Below are 16,682 nucleotides of genomic sequence, written 5' to 3'. Positions count from 1 at the left end.
CCGGTTCTACGGGCGGTCGGGCCCCGCCCGCAATGAGGCGTGGCGCATCCTCACCCGCCCGTCAGGTCCGCCCTGTCCCCCATCACCACGACGGGACGCCGGTCCGGATCGAGCTCGCGCAGCAGGAACTCCATGGCCTGCCTGGACATGCTGACGCAGCCCGAGGTGCCGCTGCCGTGGTCCATGTGCAGCCAGATGCTCCCGCCCTTCCCCTCGCCTTCCGGCCGCCTCGGGTCGTTCGGCGGGACGCCCCGGACCCGGTTGTAGTCGATGGCGATGACGTAGTCGAAGTCGTGCCAGTAGGGCTTCGCCCACCAGCGAGGGGCGGCGAAGGACCGGTCCTGCGTGTACGGCAGTTCGGTGCCCGGATCGCCCAGTACGCCGCCCGCGTCGGTGAGGGTGAACACGCCGACGGGACTGCGCCGGTCGCCGGAGCGGTGGTTTCTGCTCCACCCGTTCCCGCCGTTGTGCGCCGGCCAGTCGCGGACGTGCCGCCACGCCCCGTCGTGCCTGGTGTAGAGCACGACCGTGGAATCGGCCGAGTTCCTGCCGTCGCCGTAGACGGCGACCACCTGCCCGGAACCGGCCGGGATTCGCCGCAGCATCGCAGGGCCGATGCCCGGGACGCGATGCGGGTCGCGCCCGTCCGCGCCGGACCGCCCGGCCCGGCCGTCCGGTTCCGGGGCTCCGCTGCCACTGTCCGAGGAACCGCAGGCCGCCAGGGCCGCGAGCAGGGTCCCGGCGGCCGTCACCGCCCACGCCGTACACCGCGCTCTGTCGCTCCGCACGCCGCCCATGCTGGCATCGGCCGCCGGTGCGCCGTGCGGTCTCACGGACTTTCACCCGGCCGGGCTACGGCAGCCGCCCGCCGCCGCCCCACACCTGGCCGGAACACGGCGAACCGCGCGGACCGTCGGGGGAAAACCGGTTGAAATTCCCCGGCCCGCGACGCGACCCTTTCACGGTTTGTTGCCGCTCCCCCACCCTCCCTGACACGAGCCACTGGGACGTCATGCGAATCCAAGACCTTCCGTATCCCGATCCGGGCGTACCGGACGCGCGTTCGGGTCCTCACCTCCTGTGGTGGCTCTGGCGCAACCAGCTGGGCGGCCAGCTCAAGGCGCTGGCCTGGGGCCTGCTGCACTTCGTGGCCGTCTCCGCGCTGCCCTTCTGCGTCGGTCTCGCCGTCCAGGCCGTGGTGGACCGCTCCGGCAGCCGACTGGCCCTGACGGGGGGCCTGATGGCGTTGTGCGGCACGGCGATCGCGGTCGGCGACACCTTCCTGCACCGGTCCGCCGTCACCAACTGGATCACCGCGGCCGCCCGGATCCAGCAGCTGCTGGCCCGCAAGGCGGCCCGGCTGGGCTCCGCGCTGACCCGGCGGGTAGCGGCCGGCGAAGTGGTGTCCGTGTCCACCGGGGACGTGGAGAAGATCGGCTGGTTCGTCGAGGCCGTCTCCCGGTTCACCGCCGCCGCGCTCACCGTCGTCGTGGTCTGCGTCGGCCTGGTCGTCTACCAGCCCGCGCTCGGCGTGGTCGTCGCCGTGGGCCTGCCGGTCGTCGCGCTCGCCGTGCTCCCCCTGCTGCCCAGGGCCACCCGGCGGGCCGACGAGCAGCGCGAGAAGGCCGGGCGGGCCACCGAGCTGGCCTCCGACACGGTGGCCGGCCTGCGGGTGCTGCGCGGGATCGGCGGCGAGGAGCTCTTCCTCGACCGCTACCGCCGCGCCTCCCAGGAGGTACGGCACGCGGCCGTGCGCAGCGCCCGCATGTGGTCGCTGATCTCCGCGATCCAGGTGCTGCTCCCGGGACTGCTGCTGATCGCGGTGGTCTGGCACGGCACCCACCTGGCCCGCCAGGGCCGGATCACGGTCGGCGAACTCGTCACCGTCTACAGCGCGGTGATGGTGCTCAACTACCCCTTGCGGCACTTCGAGGAGATCGCGATGGCCTACTCCTTCTCGCGCCCCTCGGCCAGGCGGGCCGCGCGCGTGCTGTCGCTGCAGCGGTCCACGGACGCCGGTGGGGCGCGCGGGGCGGAGGTGCCGGGCGGCGACCTGTACGACCCGGACACCGGCCTGCTCGCGCCGGCCGGTCTGCTCACCGCGGTGGTGTGCGGCGACCCCGACGCGGCCGGACGGCTGGCGGAACGCCTGGGCGGGCACCCCGCAGAGGCGGGTACGCCGGTGCTGCTCGGCGGCGTACCCCTCGACGAGCTCCCGCTCGACAGCGCCCGCACGGCCGTCCTCGTCCAGGACAAGGACCCGGTGCTGCTGTCCGGAACGCTGCGCGAGCTGCTCGACGTGCCCGCGTCCGGTGCCGTACGGCCCGAGGACGCGCTGGCGGCCGCCCGGTGCGAGGACGTGCTGGACGCGCTCGTGCAGGGGTCGCTGGACGCCGTCGACCCGCTGGACTCCCGGATCACCGAGCGGGGCCGCTCCCTCTCGGGCGGCCAGCGACAGCGGCTCGCCCTGGCCCGGTCGCTCATCACCGATCCCGAAGTACTCGTTTTGGACGAGCCGACGTCCGCCGTCGACTCGCACACCGAGGCGTGGATCGCGCAGGGTCTGCGGCGGCTGCGCTCGGGACGGACGACCGTGGTGTTCACGTCCTCCCCCCTGCTGCTCGACCACGCGGACCGGGTCGTCCTCGTCCACGACGGCGAGGTCACGGCGGTCGGCGTGCACCGTGAACTGGTCGACGCGGAGCCGCTGTACCGGGCCGTGGTGACCCGGGAGACCGACGACGAGCGGGCCGAGGCCGAGGCAGACCTGCCCGCACGGGGCGCCCTCCTCGGCGCGTTCGGCACGCTGGACGAGATCGAGGAGAGCGCATGATCGGCGTTGCGCCACCAGCGTACGACCCGGCGGCCCCGACGACCGCCACCACCCTCCCCGTCGGCGCGGCCGCGACCGTGCGCGCCTACGTGGCCGAACTGTTCCGCCGACACCGCCGGTCCTTCCTCCTCCTGGTCGCCGTCAACACCGTGGCCGTGATCGCGTCCATGGTGGGCCCGTACCTCCTCGGCGGCCTCGTCGAGCGGGTGTCGGACGGAGCGCGGGAACTGCATCTGGGCCTGACCACCGGGTCGTTCGTGCTCGCGCTGCTCGTACAGGCCGTCTTCGTGCGGCAGGTGCGGCTGCGGGGCGCGATGCTCGGCGAGCGGATGCTGGCCGACCTGCGCGAGGACTTCCTCGTCCGGTCGGTCGGACTGCCGCCGGGCGTGCTGGAGCGGGCGGGCACCGGTGACCTGCTGTCCCGCATCACCACCGACATCGACCGCCTCGCCAACGCCATGCGGGAGGCGGTGCCGCAGCTCGCCATCGGCGTGGTGTGGGCCCTGCTGCTGCTCGGCGGCCTGGTGGCGACGGCCCCACCGCTCGCGGCCGCCGTGCTGCTCGCGGTGCCCGTGCTGGTGGTGGGGTGCCGCTGGTACTTCAGACGGGCGCCCTCCGGCTACCGCTCGGAGGCGGCCGGGTACGCCGCCGTCGCCGCCGCGCTCGCCGAGACCGTGGACGCGGGCCGCACCGTCGAGGCGCACCGGCTGGGCGAGCGGCGCATCGCCCTGTCCGAGCGGCGGATCAAGGAGTGGACGGCCTGGGAGCGCTACACCCTCTGGCTGCGGTCCGTGCTCTTCCCCGTCATCAACGCCGTCCATGTCATCGTGCTCGGCTCGGTGCTGATGGTGGGCGGCTTCTTCGTGCTGCGGGGGTGGATCGGGGTCGGACAGCTGACGACGGGCGCGCTCGTCGCGCAGATGCTCGTCGATCCCGTGAACCTGATCCTTCGCTGGTACGACGAGGTGCAGGTGGCCCAGGTGTCGCTGGCCCGGCTGGTCGGCGTCCGGGACATCGAGCCGGCCGCCGGGGACGCCTCCCTGGCCCCGGGCGGTCGGGACGTGCACGCGGACCGGGTGCACTTCGGCTACCGGGAGGGCGTCGACGTGCTGCGCCAGGTGTCCCTGGAGGTAGCCCCGGGCACCCGGCTGGCCCTGGTCGGTCCGTCCGGCGCGGGCAAGTCCACGCTGGGCAGGCTGCTCGCCGGGATCTACGCGCCCCGGGACGGCCGCGTCACCCTGGGCGGTGCCGAACTGTCCCGGATGCCGGCGGAACGCGTCCGCTCGCACGTCGCTCTGGTCAACCAGGAACACCACGTCTTCGTGGGTTCCCTGCGGGACAACCTGCTGCTCGCCCGCACCGACGCCGCCGACGCCGAGCTCTGGGCGGCGTTGGGCGCGGTCGACGCGGACGGCTGGGCCCGGGCGCTGGACGACGGGCTGGACACCGAGGTCGGGTCCGGCGGGCTGGCCCTGACCCCGGCGCAGGCCCAGCAGATCGCGCTGGCCCGGCTGGTGCTGGCCGACCCGCACACGCTGGTCCTGGACGAGGCGACCTCGCTGCTCGACCCGCGCGCGGCCCGGCACCTGGAACGCTCGCTGGCCCGTGTGCTGGACGGGCGCACGGTGGTCGCGATCGCCCACCGGCTGCACACCGCCCACGACGCCGACGTGATCGCCGTCGTGGAGAACGGCCGGATCAGCGAGCTGGGCAGCCATGCGGAGCTGGTCGCCGCGGACGGCGCGTACGCGGCGCTGTGGCGCTCGTGGCACGGGTGAGCCGGGGACGCCGTGGCGGAACGCCCGGCGCGGGGGCGACCCGGGCGAGCCTGCGGGCTCGGGCGGCCTTGGGGGCTGCGGCGACTCCGGGAGCTTCGGCGGCTCGAAGGGCTGCAGCGACTCCGCGAGCTTCGGCGACTCCGGGAGCCCCGAGGACTTCGCCGCGATGAGATCGTCTGTCCGGTCGCGCGGCGCCGCGCGGCCGGACCGGTCGGAGGCCGGACGGGCGGGCCGGTCGGAGGCCGGACGGGCGGGCCCGGCTGTGCCCTGGCGGCCGGGCCAGGCGCCGTACAGGCTCGCGAACAGCCCCGGGCCCGAGGAAACGATGCGACTCGCGGCCGTGGCAGGACGCCCGGGCGTGCCTGGACGGGCGAGCGCCGCCGGACCTGCGGGCGCGACCGCCCGGTCGCGCCGCGCGGTGGCCGGGCGCGCGATGGCGTTGCGGCGGGCGCACGAGGACGGCCGGGGGCGGCGGTTCCGTGCGGTCCGGCCGGGGTACGCGACCCCAGGCCACCACCCGTGCCGTTGCGCGCGGGCGAACAGGGGTGGAAGGCTGGATAGCGGCATCGGTTCGGGGGACGGCCGGGAACCCGTCGGGTCCCGGCGTACGCGACCGGTGCCGGGCGTGCCGACGGCGCACTGCCCCTCCTGGGGGCACAAGGCCGTCCTCACCACATGGAGGTACCCGTGGACAGCGCCGACGGATGGGGGGATGACGTCTACCAGCCCGATCCCTCGGAGATCCGGGAGGACTCGGGTGTCCTCGACGCCGAGGACACCCTGGAACTCGACGGTGTCGACGATCCTCTCGACCGCGGCTGGTCCCCTCCCGAGCGCCCGTGGGCGGTGGAGCACACCGGCGTGACGGCCGGCGAACGCCTGACCGGGGAGACCCTGGACCAGCGGCTCGCCGAGGAGCTGCCCGACTCCCCCGCCCCCGACGGAGACGGCATCGGTGACTGCGAAGGCACCGACGGGGAACTCCTCGACAACGAGGTCGGCGCTTCCCGCTCCGGCCGCCTGGTCGCCCCGGACGAGGGTGCGCACGAGGACGACGAGAGCGCCCTCGTGGCCACCGACGTCGGCATCGACGGCGCCGCCGCCTCCGCCGAGGAGGCCGCGATGCACATTGTCGACGAGGACGCTTCCTCCGGCTGACCCGGACGCCCCCTGCCCGACCGCCCCGCGCGAGGAGCCGCCATGCAGCAGGACAAGCACCCCGACTACCACTCCGTGGTCTTCCGGGACCGCGCCGCCGGGTACGCGTTCCTGACCCGGTCCACCGCGAACAGCGAGCAGACCATCGAGTGGGACGACGGTGAGACCTACCCGGTGATCGACGTGGAGATCTCCTCCGAGAGCCACCCCTTCTACACGGGCAAGGCCCGCACGGTGGACACGGAGGGCCGCATCGCCCGGTTCGAGCGCCGCTACGGCGGAGGCGAGGCCGGTGGCGGGGAGGCCTGAGAGGCCGCGGCGCGTCAGATCACGTTGAGCGCCGCCGCACAGCCCGCTCCGCCCAGCAGCATGAACAAGGGCATCAGCACCCTCAGCTCGACCCAGCTGCCCGCCCGGAAGCGCAGCGCCTTCGGCGGCCCCAGCGGGTACCAGCGCTTGCGGCCCACCGGGATCGGCCACAGGATCGGGCAGCCGGACACCGTCAGCGCGTCCCCGATGTCGTGGACCAGGGCGCCCAGGACTATCGGCAGCCCCAGCCACAGGTACTCCTGCCCGGGCTCGGTGAACAGCCAGTCGGAGCCGTTGCCCGGCTTGTCCAGTATCCCCGCGAGGATCCAGGCGCTGGTCGCCGCGAGCAGCCAGACCAGGACGTCGCTGCTCGAACCGCGGGCCGCGCGCCACAGCAGTCCCTCGATCGCCAGCACCATGTGCACGAAGAGGATCGCCAGCACCGCCCAGCGGCCTCCGGCGATCGCCGCGCCGGAGCTCCCCGCACCGATGAGTACCGCCCACAGCCAGGTGTGGGTGAGGGTGCGGTGGCCGCCCGAGCGGCGGGCGTCGCCCTTCATCCTGGTCGCCTTGTAGACGGCGTAGGAGAGCTTGTCGACGATCTCGCAGATCCACCGGGAGATCGGGCCGAAGGCCCGGGAGATGGTGGCGGCCTTGTGGTCCAGGTCGGGGGCGAGTGCGGCACCGGCGCAGATCAGGGCTCCGACGAGAAGGACGGGCCAGGGCATCGGGTGTCCGGCCGCGGCGGCGGCCGCTCCGACGCCCAGCCAGGCCGCGGCCCCCGACAGTGAGTGTGCTGGTCCCATCATGGCCGCTTCCCGCCCCGTTCCTCTTGTGCCGCTGTGCAGTTGACCTGGAGCGCTGACGCGCCGTCGGCGACACAGCGTAGCGGCAGTGATCTTCGTACCCGCAGCCGATTCCCCCCTCGGGCCCAAGGCCAGGCAAGATGGGGGCGTGACCCTCATCGATCAGCTCCCGCCGACCGCCGACCCCGACGCCCTGTACGAAGCCTTCGAGTCGTGGGCGCAGGAGCGCGGCCTCACCCTGTACCCCCACCAGGAGGAGGCGCTGATCGAGGTGGTGTCCGGGGCGAACGTGATCGTCTCGACGCCCACCGGCTCCGGCAAGAGCATGATCGCCGCGGGCGCCCACTTCGCCGCGCTGGCCCGGGACGAGGTCACCTTCTACACCGCCCCGATCAAGGCGCTGGTGTCGGAGAAGTTCTTCGAGCTGTGCAAGCTGTTCGGCACCGAGAACGTCGGCATGCTGACCGGCGACGCCTCCGTGAACTCCGACGCGCCGGTGATCTGCTGCACCGCAGAGGTGCTGGCCTCCATCGCGCTGCGCGACGGCAGGAACGCCGATGTCGGCCAGGTCGTCATGGACGAGTTCCACTTCTACGCGGAGGGCGACCGCGGCTGGGCGTGGCAGATCCCGCTGCTGGAGCTCCCGCAGGCCCAGTTCATTCTGATGTCCGCCACTTTGGGTGATGTGTCCTTCTTCGAGAAGGATCTCACCCGCCGCACCGGCCGTCCGACCTCGGTGGTCCGCTCGGCCACCCGCCCGGTGCCCCTCTCCTACGAGTACGAGCTCACCCCGCTCACCGAGACGCTCACCGAGCTGCTGGCGAGCAAGCAGGCGCCGGTGTACATCGTGCACTTCACCCAGGCGCAAGCCGTGGAGCGGGCGCAGGCGCTGATGAGCATCAACATGTGCACGCGCGAGGAGAAGGACCGGATCGCCGAGCTGATCGGCAACTTCCGCTTCACCACCAAGTTCGGCCGCAACCTCTCCCGTTACGTCCGGCACGGCATCGGCGTCCACCACGCCGGCATGCTGCCCAAGTACCGGCGCCTGGTGGAGAAGCTCGCGCAGGCCGGCCTGCTGAAGGTCATCTGCGGTACGGACACGCTGGGCGTGGGTGTCAACGTGCCCATCCGCACCGTGCTGTTCACGGCGCTCACCAAGTACGACGGCACCCGGGTGCGTACCCTGCGCGCCCGCGAGTTCCACCAGATCGCGGGCCGCGCCGGCCGGGCCGGTTTCGACACCGCCGGGCTCGTGGTGGCCCAGGCGCCCGAGCACGTCATCGAGAACGAGAAGGCCCTCGCCAAGGCGGGCGACGATCCCAAGAAGCGCCGCAAGGTGGTGCGCAAGAAGGCTCCGGAGGGCTTCGTCGCCTGGACGGAGAACACCTTCGAGAAGCTGATCACCTCCGAACCCGAGCCGCTGACCTCGCGCTTCCGGGTGACGCACACGATGCTGCTGTCGGTCTCCGCCCGGCCCGGCAACGCGTTCGAGGCGATGCGCCATCTCCTCGAGGACAACCACGAGCCGCGCCGGCAGCAGCTCAGGCACATCCGCAGGGCCATCGCGATCTACCGTTCGCTGCTGGACGGCGGGATCGTGGAGAAGCTCGACAAGCCGGACGCCGAGGGCCGCATCGTCCGGCTCACGGTCGACCTGCAGCAGGACTTCGCGCTTAACCAGCCGCTGTCGACGTTCGCGCTCGCCGCGTTCGAGCTCCTCGACCCCGAGTCGCCCTCCTACGCGCTCGACATGGTGTCCGTCGTCGAGTCCACGCTGGACGACCCCCGGCAGATCCTCGTCGCCCAGCAGAACAAGGCCCGAGGCGAGGCGGTCGCCGCCATGAAGGCGGACGGCGTCGAGTACGAGGAGCGCATGGAGCGCCTCCAGGACGTCACGTACCCGAAGCCGCTGGAGGAGCTGCTCTTCCACGCTTACGACACGTACCGCAAGAGCCACCCGTGGGTCGGCGACCACCCGCTGTCGCCGAAGTCCGTGATCCGCGACATGTACGAACGCGCGCTGTCGTTCACGGAACTGGTGTCCTTCTACGAGCTCGCCCGCACCGAGGGCATCGTGCTGCGCTACCTCGCCAGCGCCTACAAGACCCTGGACCACACGATCCCGGACGACCTGAAGTCCGAGGACCTCCAGGACCTGATCGAGTGGCTCGGCGAGATGGTGCGCCAGGTGGACTCCAGCCTGCTGGACGAGTGGGAGCAGCTGGCCAACCCGGAGGAGATGACCGCCGAGGAGGCACAGGAGAAGGCCGACGAGGTCAAGCCGGTCACCGCCAACGCGCGCGCCTTCCGGGTCCTGGTCCGCAACGCCATGTTCCGCCGGGTGGAGCTCGCCGCTCTCGACCAGGTCGGGGACCTGGGCGAGCTGGACGCCGAGTCCGGCTGGGACGCCGAGGCGTGGGGCGAGGCGATGGACAAGTACTGGGACGAGTACGAGGACCTCGGCACCGGACCGGACGCCCGCGGCCCCAAGCTGCTGGTCATCAAGGAGGAGCCGGAGAACGGCCTGTGGCGGGTCCGGCAGATCTTCGACGACCCGAACGGCGACCACGACTGGGGCATCAGCGCGGAGATCGACCTCGCCGCGTCCGACGCCGAGGGCCGTGCGGTCGTACGCGTCACCGATGTCGGCCAGCTGTGAGCACGGGAGAACTCCACCAATGACGACGAACCCCGCCGAGAGGCTGGTCGACCTGCTCGACCTGGAGCAGATCGAGGTCAACATCTTCCGCGGCCGGAGCCCGCAGGAGTCCCTGCAGCGGGTCTTCGGCGGCCAGGTGGCGGGCCAGGCGCTGGTCGCCGCCGGCCGCACCACCGACGGCGAGCGCCCGGTCCACTCGCTGCACGCGTACTTCCTGCGCCCGGGCCGGCCGGGTGTGCCCATCGTGTACCAGGTGGAACGGGTGCGTGACGGCCGGTCGTTCACCACCCGACGGGTGACGGCCGTGCAGCAGGGCCGCACGATCTTCAATCTCACCGCCTCCTTTCACAAGCCTGAGGAAGGCCCCTTCGAGCACCAGCTGCCGCCCGCCCGGGAGGTGCCGGACCCGGAGTCCCTGCCGACGGTGTCCGAGGAGATCCGCAAGCATCTGGGCGCGCTGCCTGAGCAGTTGGAGCGGATGGCACGGCGCCAGCCGTTCGACATCCGCTACGTGGACCGGCTGCGCTGGAACACGGAGGAGATCCAGGGGGCCGAGCCGCGCAGCGCCGTGTGGATGCGCGCGGTCGGTCCGCTGGGGGACGACCCGCTGGTGCACACCTGCGCACTGACCTACGCCAGTGACATGACCCTGCTGGACGCGGTCCGCATTCCGGTCGAACCCCTCTGGGGCCCGCGGAACTTCGACATGGCCTCGCTGGATCACGCCATGTGGTTCCACCGGCCGTTCCGCGCTGACGAGTGGTTCCTGTACGACCAGGAGTCCCCGGTCGCGACCGGCGGGCGCGGGCTGGCCCGCGGCCGCATCTACGACGTGCGCGGCCGGCTGCTCGTCTCCGTCGTGCAGGAAGGTCTGTTCCGGGCCTTGTGACGCGGCAGCGCTCCCCCGGACCGGGAGTTCGCGCGGGACAGCCACGCCCGGAGGGCCCGGGCCGGCCGGTGCACCGCTGGACGGGTGTCTCGGGGCCGGCGCTGCGCCGCAGGGTTCGGCGGTGCCTCGGCGTGCGCCGCCGCCCGGCCCCGCCGTGCGGACCCGCTGTCACTCGCCGCGCCGGGACTTGCCGGCACAGGTCCCGCGGCATGCTCGTTCCCCGCAGTGGGCTCCGCGGTCTCCGGGAGCCGGACCGGTGGGCTCGCGACAGGCGATTGGGCGCGCGCCTCCTGGATCGCCTGCGCCAGCTCAGCACGCAGCCAGCCGACTTCGTCTTGGTCCTGCGCGGTCATGAGGTGCTCGGCGAGGTGGGCGAAGGAGGAGCCCGGTGCGCCGTGGGCGGGCGGGGCGGGCCGGAGCCGCTCCAGCAGGGCGCGCTCGTGGAGGTCCCGGACGACTTCGGCGACTTCTGTGGGCGCCAGGAACGCGGCCACCGCCGCCGCTCGCGCCCAGGGGCTCCCGGCCTGCCGCATCAGGAAACCGAAGTGCCGGCCCCGCCAGTTACGGGCTCGCAGGTCGACCCCGGTCGCCAACTGACCCCTGAGGGTCTCCGGCGTACGGCCCTTCAGCAGGCGGGCGTTCCCCGCGCCGGCCGCGAACTGCTCGAGCTCCTCGGCCAGATACAGCCAGACCACGGCGCGGTAGCGGTTCAGATAGAACCGGACCGGAACCAGCAGGCCCAGCCGGGCGAGCCGGGTGAACCTGCCCGCGGGAATCCCCATGAGCGCGGCGCCGTCCGCCGTGCCCACCAACCGCACATGGTCACGGAGGGTGCTGGGAAAGCCGTACTGGGTCCGCAGCCGGTCGATCTCGACCTGCTCCACCCTGCGGCCTCCGCCTCCGCCTTCGTCGGCCACCGTCCGGATCCGGCCGAGATGGACGGCGAGGTCGAACTCCGCGCGTTTGAGGCCCAGTTCCCGAGCCGCCCGGCTCGGCGAGCAGGCCGCGGGGACGGCGCTGACAAGGGTGCTGTCCGGCATGGTGGTACTCCCCCGTGGAGTGATCGGCTCACGCCCTGTGCGTTGCCCGTGCACACACCGTAGCCAAAAGCGGTCGAGGTGCGGCGACCCTGTGGACAACTCCGCGGGGTATGGAGATCAGGCGGGTCAGAGGTCCGTCACGGGCCGGTCGGGCTGCCGGGCGTCCACACCGAGGTGTTCGCCGACGCGGTTGACGAGCAGGGTCATCTCATAGGCGATCTGGCCGATGTCGACTTCGGCGCCGCTGAGCACGCACAGACAGCTGCCGGTGCCGGCCGCGGTCACGAACAGCACGGCGTCGTCGTACTCGATCATCGTCTGGCGGACCGTGCCCGCGCCGAAGTGGCGCCCGGAACCCTTCGCCAGGCTGTGCAACCCGGAGGCGACCGCGGCCAGGTGTTCGGCGTCCTCACGGCGCAGCCCGGTGCTCGCGCCGGTGACCAGACCGTCGTTGGACAGGACCAGCGCGTGCCGCACGTGGTCCACTCGCTGGGTCAGGTCGTCCAGGAGCCAGCCGAGTCCCTGGTTCTGCGCCATGTTCCGTCTCCCCGTGTGACGTCTCCTCCCGGCCGGAGGATCTGTCCGCCAGCCTTCCCCACGACCCGCGTCCGGGCAAGCAGGATGGGCGTATGGCACAGAAGATGACCGATGAGGAATGGCGGGCGTTCGTCTCGAACGGCACCCGAACCGGCAAGTTGTCCACCGTCAGCGCCGATGGGAGCCCACATGTGGCCCCGATCTGGTTCCTGCTGGACGGCGACGAGCTGGTGTTCAACACCGGCAAGGGAACCGTGAAAGGGCGCAATCTCGCCCGTGACGGACGGATCGCCCTGTGCGTGGACGACGACCGGCCGCCCTTTCACTTCGTGGTGGTGAGCGGCCGGGCCCGGTTGTCGGAGGAACTGGACGACGTCCGGCTGTGGGCCACCCGCATCGCCGCCCGGTACATGGGAGAGGAGCGCGCCGAGGAGTACGGTGCCCGCAACGGCGTCCCGGGCGAGCTGCTGGTCCGGGTCACCGTCGACAAGGTGGTGGCGGTCAAGGACCTGGCCGCCTGAGCGGACGCGTTCAGCTCACGGAGTCGAGGAGCCGGGCGGTGTGCATCCGCCCGGCGTACTCGACGAGCCGGATCAGCACCTCCTTGCCGGAGTCCCGCTCGCGCGCGTCGCACAGGACGACCGGTGTCCCCTGGTCCAGGTCGAGTGCCCGGGAGACGTCGTCGGCGCCGTAGCCGCGTGCTCCGGGAAAGCAGTTGACGGCCACTACGAACGGAATGCGCCGGTGCTCGAAGTAGTCGACCGCCGGGAAGCAGTCCTCCAGGCGACGGGTGTCGGCGAGGACCACGGCGCCGAGCGCTCCTTGGGACAGCTCGTCCCACAGGAACCAGAAGCGGTCCTGCCCCGGCGTCCCGAAGAGGTACAGGGAGAGGCCCGAACGTATGGTGATGCGCCCGAAGTCCATGGCGACGGTCGTGGTGACCTTGTGGTCCACGCCGTCGGTGTCGTCCACCGACTGACCGGCTTCACTGAGCAGTTCCTCGGTGCGCAGCGGACGGATCTCGCTGACGGCGCCGACGAGGGTCGTCTTGCCGACCCCGAAGCCGCCGGCGACCAGGATCTTCAGCGCCAGGGCGGTGGAGTCGGCTGCTGCGTCGGAGTGCTCGGAGACCATGATCACTTCTCTCGGCGTGAGGTGGGGGTTCCACAGGGTTCATCTACAGCGCCCGCAGCCCTTCGATGACTTCGCGCAGAACGCGTTCGTCCGGCAGGTGGGCCGGCGGCACCGGACGGCTGACGGTGACATGGCCCAGTTCGAGCAGGTCGCCCAGGAGCACTCTGACCACGCCCACCGGCAGGTCCGCACCGGCCGCGAGTTCGGCGACGGACTGCGTCTCCAGGCGGCACAGGCCGATCAGCGCCCGGTGTTCGGGGCCGAGGGCGCTGTCGTCGTCCATCGCCGGTGCGGCCGGGTCGAGGGTGACGAGGGCGATCAGGTCGAAGCTCACTCCGGAGGGGCCCGGCTGGGTTCGTCCGCCCGTCATGGCGTAGGGGCGGACGAGGGGGCCGGCCTCGCCGTCGTACCACTGGATGCCCGGTGTGCTCGGGCCGCCGGTCGGGATGTCGGTCATGGCTGCCGCTCTTCCCGCTCATCCGGCGGCGGGCGGCCGGGCGGTGATCCGCGGCGCGGTGTACAGGTGCTCGCCCACGCGCCTGACCAGTCGTGCCATCTCGTAGGCGACCAGGCCGATGTCCGCGGTGACGGCGGTGAGCACGGTGAGGCAGGAGCCTTCTCCGGCGGCCGCGACGAAGAGGAAGGCATCGTCCATCTCCACCATGGTCTGGCGTACGCCGCCCGCTCCGAAGTGGCGGCCGGCGCCCTTGGCGAGGCTGTTGAAACCGGAGGCCACGGCGGCCAGATGCTCGGCGTCGTCCCGTCTCAGACCGCTGGAGGCGCCCACCGCCAGGCCGTCGTTGGACAGCACGACGGCGTGCCGTACCTCGCTCACCCGCGTCACCAGGTCGTCCAGCAGCCAGTCGAGTTCGCCGGACCGCTGGGCGGCCCTCGTGTTCGGGTCCTGGATCATGCCGGGTCTCCTTCACTGCTCGCACTGCCTGTCGCTGTTCCGGGGCCGGTGCCGTGACCGGCCTGTCGCCCACCGCCCCGCACCCAGCCGTCGCGGTAGGCCGCCATGCGGTCCCGTACGACTTCCGGGGTACGCCCCTCGTCCCCTTGCGGGGCGGTTTCCGGTGCCGGCTCCTCGGGGGACTGCCGGCGGAGTTGTGGAGCGAGGTTCGCCTGGCGCACGCGGCGCGGGAGGACGTCGGAGGACTCGGAATCCTGCGGCGGGCGGTGCGGCCTCAGGGCGGTGACTCCGGGAGGCGGCGGTTCGTGCGCGGGAGCCGAGGGCGCCGGCGCGGGGGGCGGCGCCTGGTGTGCGGGGGGCGAGGGCCGGCCTTCGGGGGCCGGGGGCCGGTGTGCGGGGGCGGTGGCCGCAAGGGCGGGGCGGCCGGCCCGGGCGGTGACCTCGGGAGGAACGGGGGGCTCGTCCGGTACGCGCGCGTACTCGGGCCGGTGCGGCGGGGCCGTCGGCGCCTCCTCCACCGCGGGGTGTGCCGGGGAGCCGGTGTGCAGAAGGGCGGTGGGCAGCAGGACGACCGCGGTGGTGCCTCCGTAGGGGGAGGTGCGCAGGTGCACCTTGATGTCGTGCCGGGAGGCGAGTCTGCTGACCACGAAGAGGCCGAGCCGGTCGCTGTCGAACAGATCGAGGGCCTCGGACTGCTCGATCCGCCGGTTCGCCTCCGCGAGGACCTCGGACCCCATGCCGAGACCCCGGTCCTCGACCTCCAGCACGTAGCCGTTGCCGACGGGCTCGCCGGTGACCCGCACGCGCGTGTGCGGTGGCGAGAACTGGGCGGCGTTCTCGACGAGTTCGGCCAGCAGATGGGTGAGGTCGGCGACGGCCGCTCCGACGACGGCCACCGCCGGGAGCCCGCGCACCTCCACGCGCGCGTAGTCCTCGACCTCGGACACCGCCGCGCGTACGACGTTCGTCAGGGCCACCGGAGTGCGCCAGGCCCGGCCCGGCGCCGCTCCGGAAAGGATGATCAGACTCTCGGCGTGCCGCCGCATCCGGGTGGTGAGGTGGTCGAGCCGGAACAGGTCGCTCAGCTCGTCCGGGTCGTCGGAGCGCCGTTCCATACTGTCCAGGAGGCTGAGCTGACGGTGGACCAGCACCTGGCTGCGCCGGGCCAGGTTGACGAAGACCCCGGAGATGCCGCCGGCGAGTTCGGCGCGCTCCGCCGCCGCGCGCAGAGCCGCGCGGTGCACGACGGTCAGGGCCTCGGCCACCTGGCCGGTCTCGTCCTCCGCCGGCTGCCCCGCGGGCGCCTCGGCATCGACGTCGATCTCCTCGCCGCTGCGCAGTTTCCGCATCGCCGCGGGGAGTTTGCGGCGGGCGATCTCCAGGGCGTCGTTGCGCAGGCTGACCAGTTCGATCACGAGGGCCCGGCCGATGCGGACGGAGATGACGAGCGAGGTCGCGACGGCGACGAGGCCGAACAGCACGGCGGCACCCGCCGGACTCAGCAGTCCGCGCCTGTAGGGGTCGGACCGGCCCGCCACGGCACGTCCGGTGTCCGCGGCCACGGTCCGCATGCCGTCCCGTACGCGCGCGTGGGCACTGTTCCAGGCCTCCCCCGGTGCCGTGCCGGCCGCCTTGTCGCCGGGTCCGGCGGCGAGGATCCCGTCCTCGACGGCGGTTAGGGCGGTGTAGGGACCGCTGCCTGCGAGGTCGTGCCAGGCGGCGCGCTGGGCGCCGGGGAGGTCGGCGACGGCGGCCTCGGTGAGCGCGCGGCGCGTGGCGACGGCGGCGGCGAACAGCCGCAACCGCTCCCCCTGCGGATGGGCGCCCGGGCGCGTCCCGCCGAGGACGGCGTCCTCCTGGGCCAGTGCCTCGGCGGCGCGGGAGAATTCGAGCAGCACGCGCGCGTCCGAGCCGACGTCCGCCTGCTGGATGCCGGTGAGGGCGCCGTCCACGGTGAAGGCCGTACCGATGGTCTTCGTGTACTGGTCGTAGGCCTGACCCCAGCCGGTCCTGCGGTCGAGTACGGCGGTCCGCAGCGCGCGCAGGCGCTCGGCGCCGGTGACGAACGCGTCCAGCCGCTCGGCGACGCGTCCCGGGAGCTCCTGGCTGTCGGCGACCGTGCTGTCGTCGCCGAGTCGCAGCGCCGTCAGCGCGCGGTCGGTACGGGTGGCCGTGGACCGCAGGTCGTCGGCGCGCGCCGCGCCGGGCTCGGCGGCGTAGCGGACGGCCGCGGCCCGCTCATTCTGCAGTGCCGTCACGGCGGCGGCCACCGGGGCGCGCAGTTCGGTGTCGACGCGCTGGGACTGGCGGAGCCGGGCGATGTCCTGAGCGGTGCTGACGGTGGCGTACGCCCACAGGGCGAGCAGGGAGACGACGGGCACCATCAGCAGGCAGATCACCTTGGCGCGCACCGTGCGGGGGCGCAGGCGCCGGCGGCCCGCGCGCGCGGGCGGGTCGTAGGCGGGAAGGCCGAGGGGCTGATCCATGCCTTCGTCGGCCGGCGGTCCGGCGTGCGCACGGCGGCCGCGCGGCGGGGGCGGGATCTGTCCGGGTGAGCCGGCCTGCGGGGTGTCTCGGGGTGGGCGCATGGCCTCCTCGCTCGGGACGTGGGACAAGGGTCCGG

The 16,682-nt window shown here is 72.8% G+C and carries 15 protein-coding genes; 7 read left to right on the top strand and 8 right to left on the bottom strand.

Translation table 11 applies throughout. The features are described 5' to 3' along the window. Positions 1–50: 50 nt before the first annotated feature. Positions 51–797 (bottom strand): L,D-transpeptidase family protein, encoded by a 747-nt coding sequence (locus tag ACFYU0_RS01080; protein ID WP_389297944.1) that lies wholly within the window; start codon positions 795–797, stop codon positions 51–53. A 215-nt stretch (positions 798–1,012) separates the two neighbouring features. On the opposite strand from ACFYU0_RS01080, the gene ACFYU0_RS01075 reads away from it, so the two are divergent. The 4 genes from ACFYU0_RS01075 (at position 1,013) to ACFYU0_RS01060 (ending at position 6,078) form a co-directional block, all read left to right on the top strand. Then, entirely contained in the window at positions 1,013–2,833 is a 1,821-nt protein-coding gene (locus ACFYU0_RS01075) for an ABC transporter ATP-binding protein (RefSeq protein ID WP_389296877.1), read from the top strand. Further along, a complete protein-coding gene (locus ACFYU0_RS01070) occupies positions 2,830–4,611 on the top strand; it encodes an ABC transporter ATP-binding protein (RefSeq protein ID WP_389296875.1) in 1,782 nt (593 codons plus the stop codon). The genes ACFYU0_RS01075 and ACFYU0_RS01070 overlap by 4 nt, the downstream gene beginning before the upstream one ends. Before the next feature lie 687 nt (positions 4,612–5,298). Then, complete coding sequence (locus ACFYU0_RS01065; protein WP_389296873.1) at positions 5,299–5,769, top strand: DUF5709 domain-containing protein; 471 nt, start codon at positions 5,299–5,301, stop codon at positions 5,767–5,769. 42 nt (positions 5,770–5,811) lie between these two features. Further along, complete coding sequence (locus ACFYU0_RS01060) at positions 5,812–6,078, top strand: type B 50S ribosomal protein L31 (protein ID WP_389296871.1); 267 nt, start codon at positions 5,812–5,814, stop codon at positions 6,076–6,078. Positions 6,079–6,092: 14 nt separating this feature from the next. On the opposite strand, the gene ACFYU0_RS01055 is transcribed toward ACFYU0_RS01060, so the two are convergent. Beyond that, on the bottom strand, positions 6,093–6,887 hold the full coding sequence (locus tag ACFYU0_RS01055; RefSeq protein WP_351660364.1) for a metal-dependent hydrolase: 795 nt from the start codon (positions 6,885–6,887) through the stop codon (positions 6,093–6,095). Between the two features lie 145 nt (positions 6,888–7,032). On the opposite strand from ACFYU0_RS01055, the gene ACFYU0_RS01050 reads away from it, so the two are divergent. Continuing rightward, positions 7,033–9,546: a DEAD/DEAH box helicase gene (locus ACFYU0_RS01050; RefSeq protein ID WP_389296869.1), complete on the top strand. Its 2,514-nt coding sequence runs from the start codon at positions 7,033–7,035 to the stop codon at positions 9,544–9,546. A gap of 19 nt (positions 9,547–9,565) precedes the next feature. Then, the gene (locus ACFYU0_RS01045; RefSeq protein ID WP_351660361.1) at positions 9,566–10,435 is read left to right on the top strand and encodes an acyl-CoA thioesterase II; all 870 of its coding nucleotides are present in this window, start codon (positions 9,566–9,568) and stop codon (positions 10,433–10,435) included. Here ACFYU0_RS01045 and ACFYU0_RS01040 read toward each other — a convergent pair. Both ACFYU0_RS01040 and ACFYU0_RS01035 read right to left on the bottom strand, forming a co-directional pair. Further along, positions 10,372–11,475, bottom strand: coding sequence for a DUF6397 family protein (locus tag ACFYU0_RS01040; protein ID WP_389296866.1), 1,104 nt, complete (start codon positions 11,473–11,475; stop codon positions 10,372–10,374). The two genes, ACFYU0_RS01045 and ACFYU0_RS01040, sit on opposite strands and share 64 nt — an antisense overlap. Positions 11,476–11,601: 126 nt before the next feature. Continuing rightward, positions 11,602–12,012, bottom strand: coding sequence for a roadblock/LC7 domain-containing protein (locus ACFYU0_RS01035; protein ID WP_351660357.1), 411 nt, complete (start codon positions 12,010–12,012; stop codon positions 11,602–11,604). Positions 12,013–12,104: 92 nt separating this feature from the next. Here ACFYU0_RS01035 and ACFYU0_RS01030 point away from each other — a divergent pair, with 92 nt between their 5' ends. Next, complete coding sequence (locus ACFYU0_RS01030) at positions 12,105–12,533, top strand: PPOX class F420-dependent oxidoreductase (protein ID WP_389296865.1); 429 nt, start codon at positions 12,105–12,107, stop codon at positions 12,531–12,533. Positions 12,534–12,543: 10 nt separating this feature from the next. Here the strand turns inward: ACFYU0_RS01030 and ACFYU0_RS01025 are convergent, their stop codons facing one another. Genes ACFYU0_RS01025 through ACFYU0_RS01010 form a run of 4 tightly spaced genes read right to left on the bottom strand, consistent with a single transcriptional unit; the run spans position 12,544 to position 16,647 of the window. Then, on the bottom strand, positions 12,544–13,146 hold the full coding sequence (locus ACFYU0_RS01025) for an ATP/GTP-binding protein (RefSeq protein ID WP_351660354.1): 603 nt from the start codon (positions 13,144–13,146) through the stop codon (positions 12,544–12,546). A 43-nt stretch (positions 13,147–13,189) separates the two neighbouring features. Then, positions 13,190–13,603, bottom strand: coding sequence for a DUF742 domain-containing protein (locus ACFYU0_RS01020; RefSeq protein ID WP_351660353.1), 414 nt, complete (start codon positions 13,601–13,603; stop codon positions 13,190–13,192). Between the two features lie 18 nt (positions 13,604–13,621). Further along, complete coding sequence (locus ACFYU0_RS01015) at positions 13,622–14,059, bottom strand: roadblock/LC7 domain-containing protein (protein WP_389296862.1); 438 nt, start codon at positions 14,057–14,059, stop codon at positions 13,622–13,624. Continuing rightward, complete coding sequence (locus ACFYU0_RS01010; RefSeq protein ID WP_389296860.1) at positions 14,056–16,647, bottom strand: nitrate- and nitrite sensing domain-containing protein; 2,592 nt, start codon at positions 16,645–16,647, stop codon at positions 14,056–14,058. The genes ACFYU0_RS01015 and ACFYU0_RS01010 overlap by 4 nt, the downstream gene beginning before the upstream one ends. Positions 16,648–16,682: the final 35 nt, after the last annotated feature.

The sequence above is a fragment of the Streptomyces sp. NPDC003720 genome, assembly GCF_042875075.1.
Taxonomy (GTDB): Bacteria; Actinomycetota; Actinomycetes; order Streptomycetales; family Streptomycetaceae; genus Streptomyces.
The sequence above is the reverse complement of the archived record's forward strand: the minus strand, read 5'-3'. Positions and strand labels throughout refer to the sequence as shown.

Excerpts from the sequence above, each read along its gene's own strand:
- ACFYU0_RS01055 (WP_351660364.1), bottom strand. The coding sequence starts at position 6,887 with ATGATGGGACCAGCACACTCACTGTCGGGGGCCGCGGCCTGGCTGGGC.
- ACFYU0_RS01015 (WP_389296862.1), bottom strand. The coding sequence starts at position 14,059 with ATGATCCAGGACCCGAACACGAGGGCCGCCCAGCGGTCCGGCGAACTC.
- ACFYU0_RS01060 (WP_389296871.1), top strand. The coding sequence starts at position 5,812 with ATGCAGCAGGACAAGCACCCCGACTACCACTCCGTGGTCTTCCGGGAC.
- ACFYU0_RS01040 (WP_389296866.1), bottom strand. The coding sequence starts at position 11,475 with ATGCCGGACAGCACCCTTGTCAGCGCCGTCCCCGCGGCCTGCTCGCCG.
- ACFYU0_RS01020 (WP_351660353.1), bottom strand. The coding sequence starts at position 13,603 with ATGACCGACATCCCGACCGGCGGCCCGAGCACACCGGGCATCCAGTGG.
- ACFYU0_RS01075 (WP_389296877.1), top strand. The coding sequence starts at position 1,013 with ATGCGAATCCAAGACCTTCCGTATCCCGATCCGGGCGTACCGGACGCG.
- ACFYU0_RS01080 (WP_389297944.1), bottom strand. The coding sequence starts at position 797 with ATGGGCGGCGTGCGGAGCGACAGAGCGCGGTGTACGGCGTGGGCGGTG.
- ACFYU0_RS01025 (WP_351660354.1), bottom strand. The coding sequence starts at position 13,146 with ATGGTCTCCGAGCACTCCGACGCAGCAGCCGACTCCACCGCCCTGGCG.
- ACFYU0_RS01030 (WP_389296865.1), top strand. The coding sequence starts at position 12,105 with ATGGCACAGAAGATGACCGATGAGGAATGGCGGGCGTTCGTCTCGAAC.
- ACFYU0_RS01045 (WP_351660361.1), top strand. The coding sequence starts at position 9,566 with ATGACGACGAACCCCGCCGAGAGGCTGGTCGACCTGCTCGACCTGGAG.
- ACFYU0_RS01010 (WP_389296860.1), bottom strand. The coding sequence starts at position 16,647 with ATGCGCCCACCCCGAGACACCCCGCAGGCCGGCTCACCCGGACAGATC.
- ACFYU0_RS01070 (WP_389296875.1), top strand. The coding sequence starts at position 2,830 with ATGATCGGCGTTGCGCCACCAGCGTACGACCCGGCGGCCCCGACGACC.
- ACFYU0_RS01035 (WP_351660357.1), bottom strand. The coding sequence starts at position 12,012 with ATGGCGCAGAACCAGGGACTCGGCTGGCTCCTGGACGACCTGACCCAG.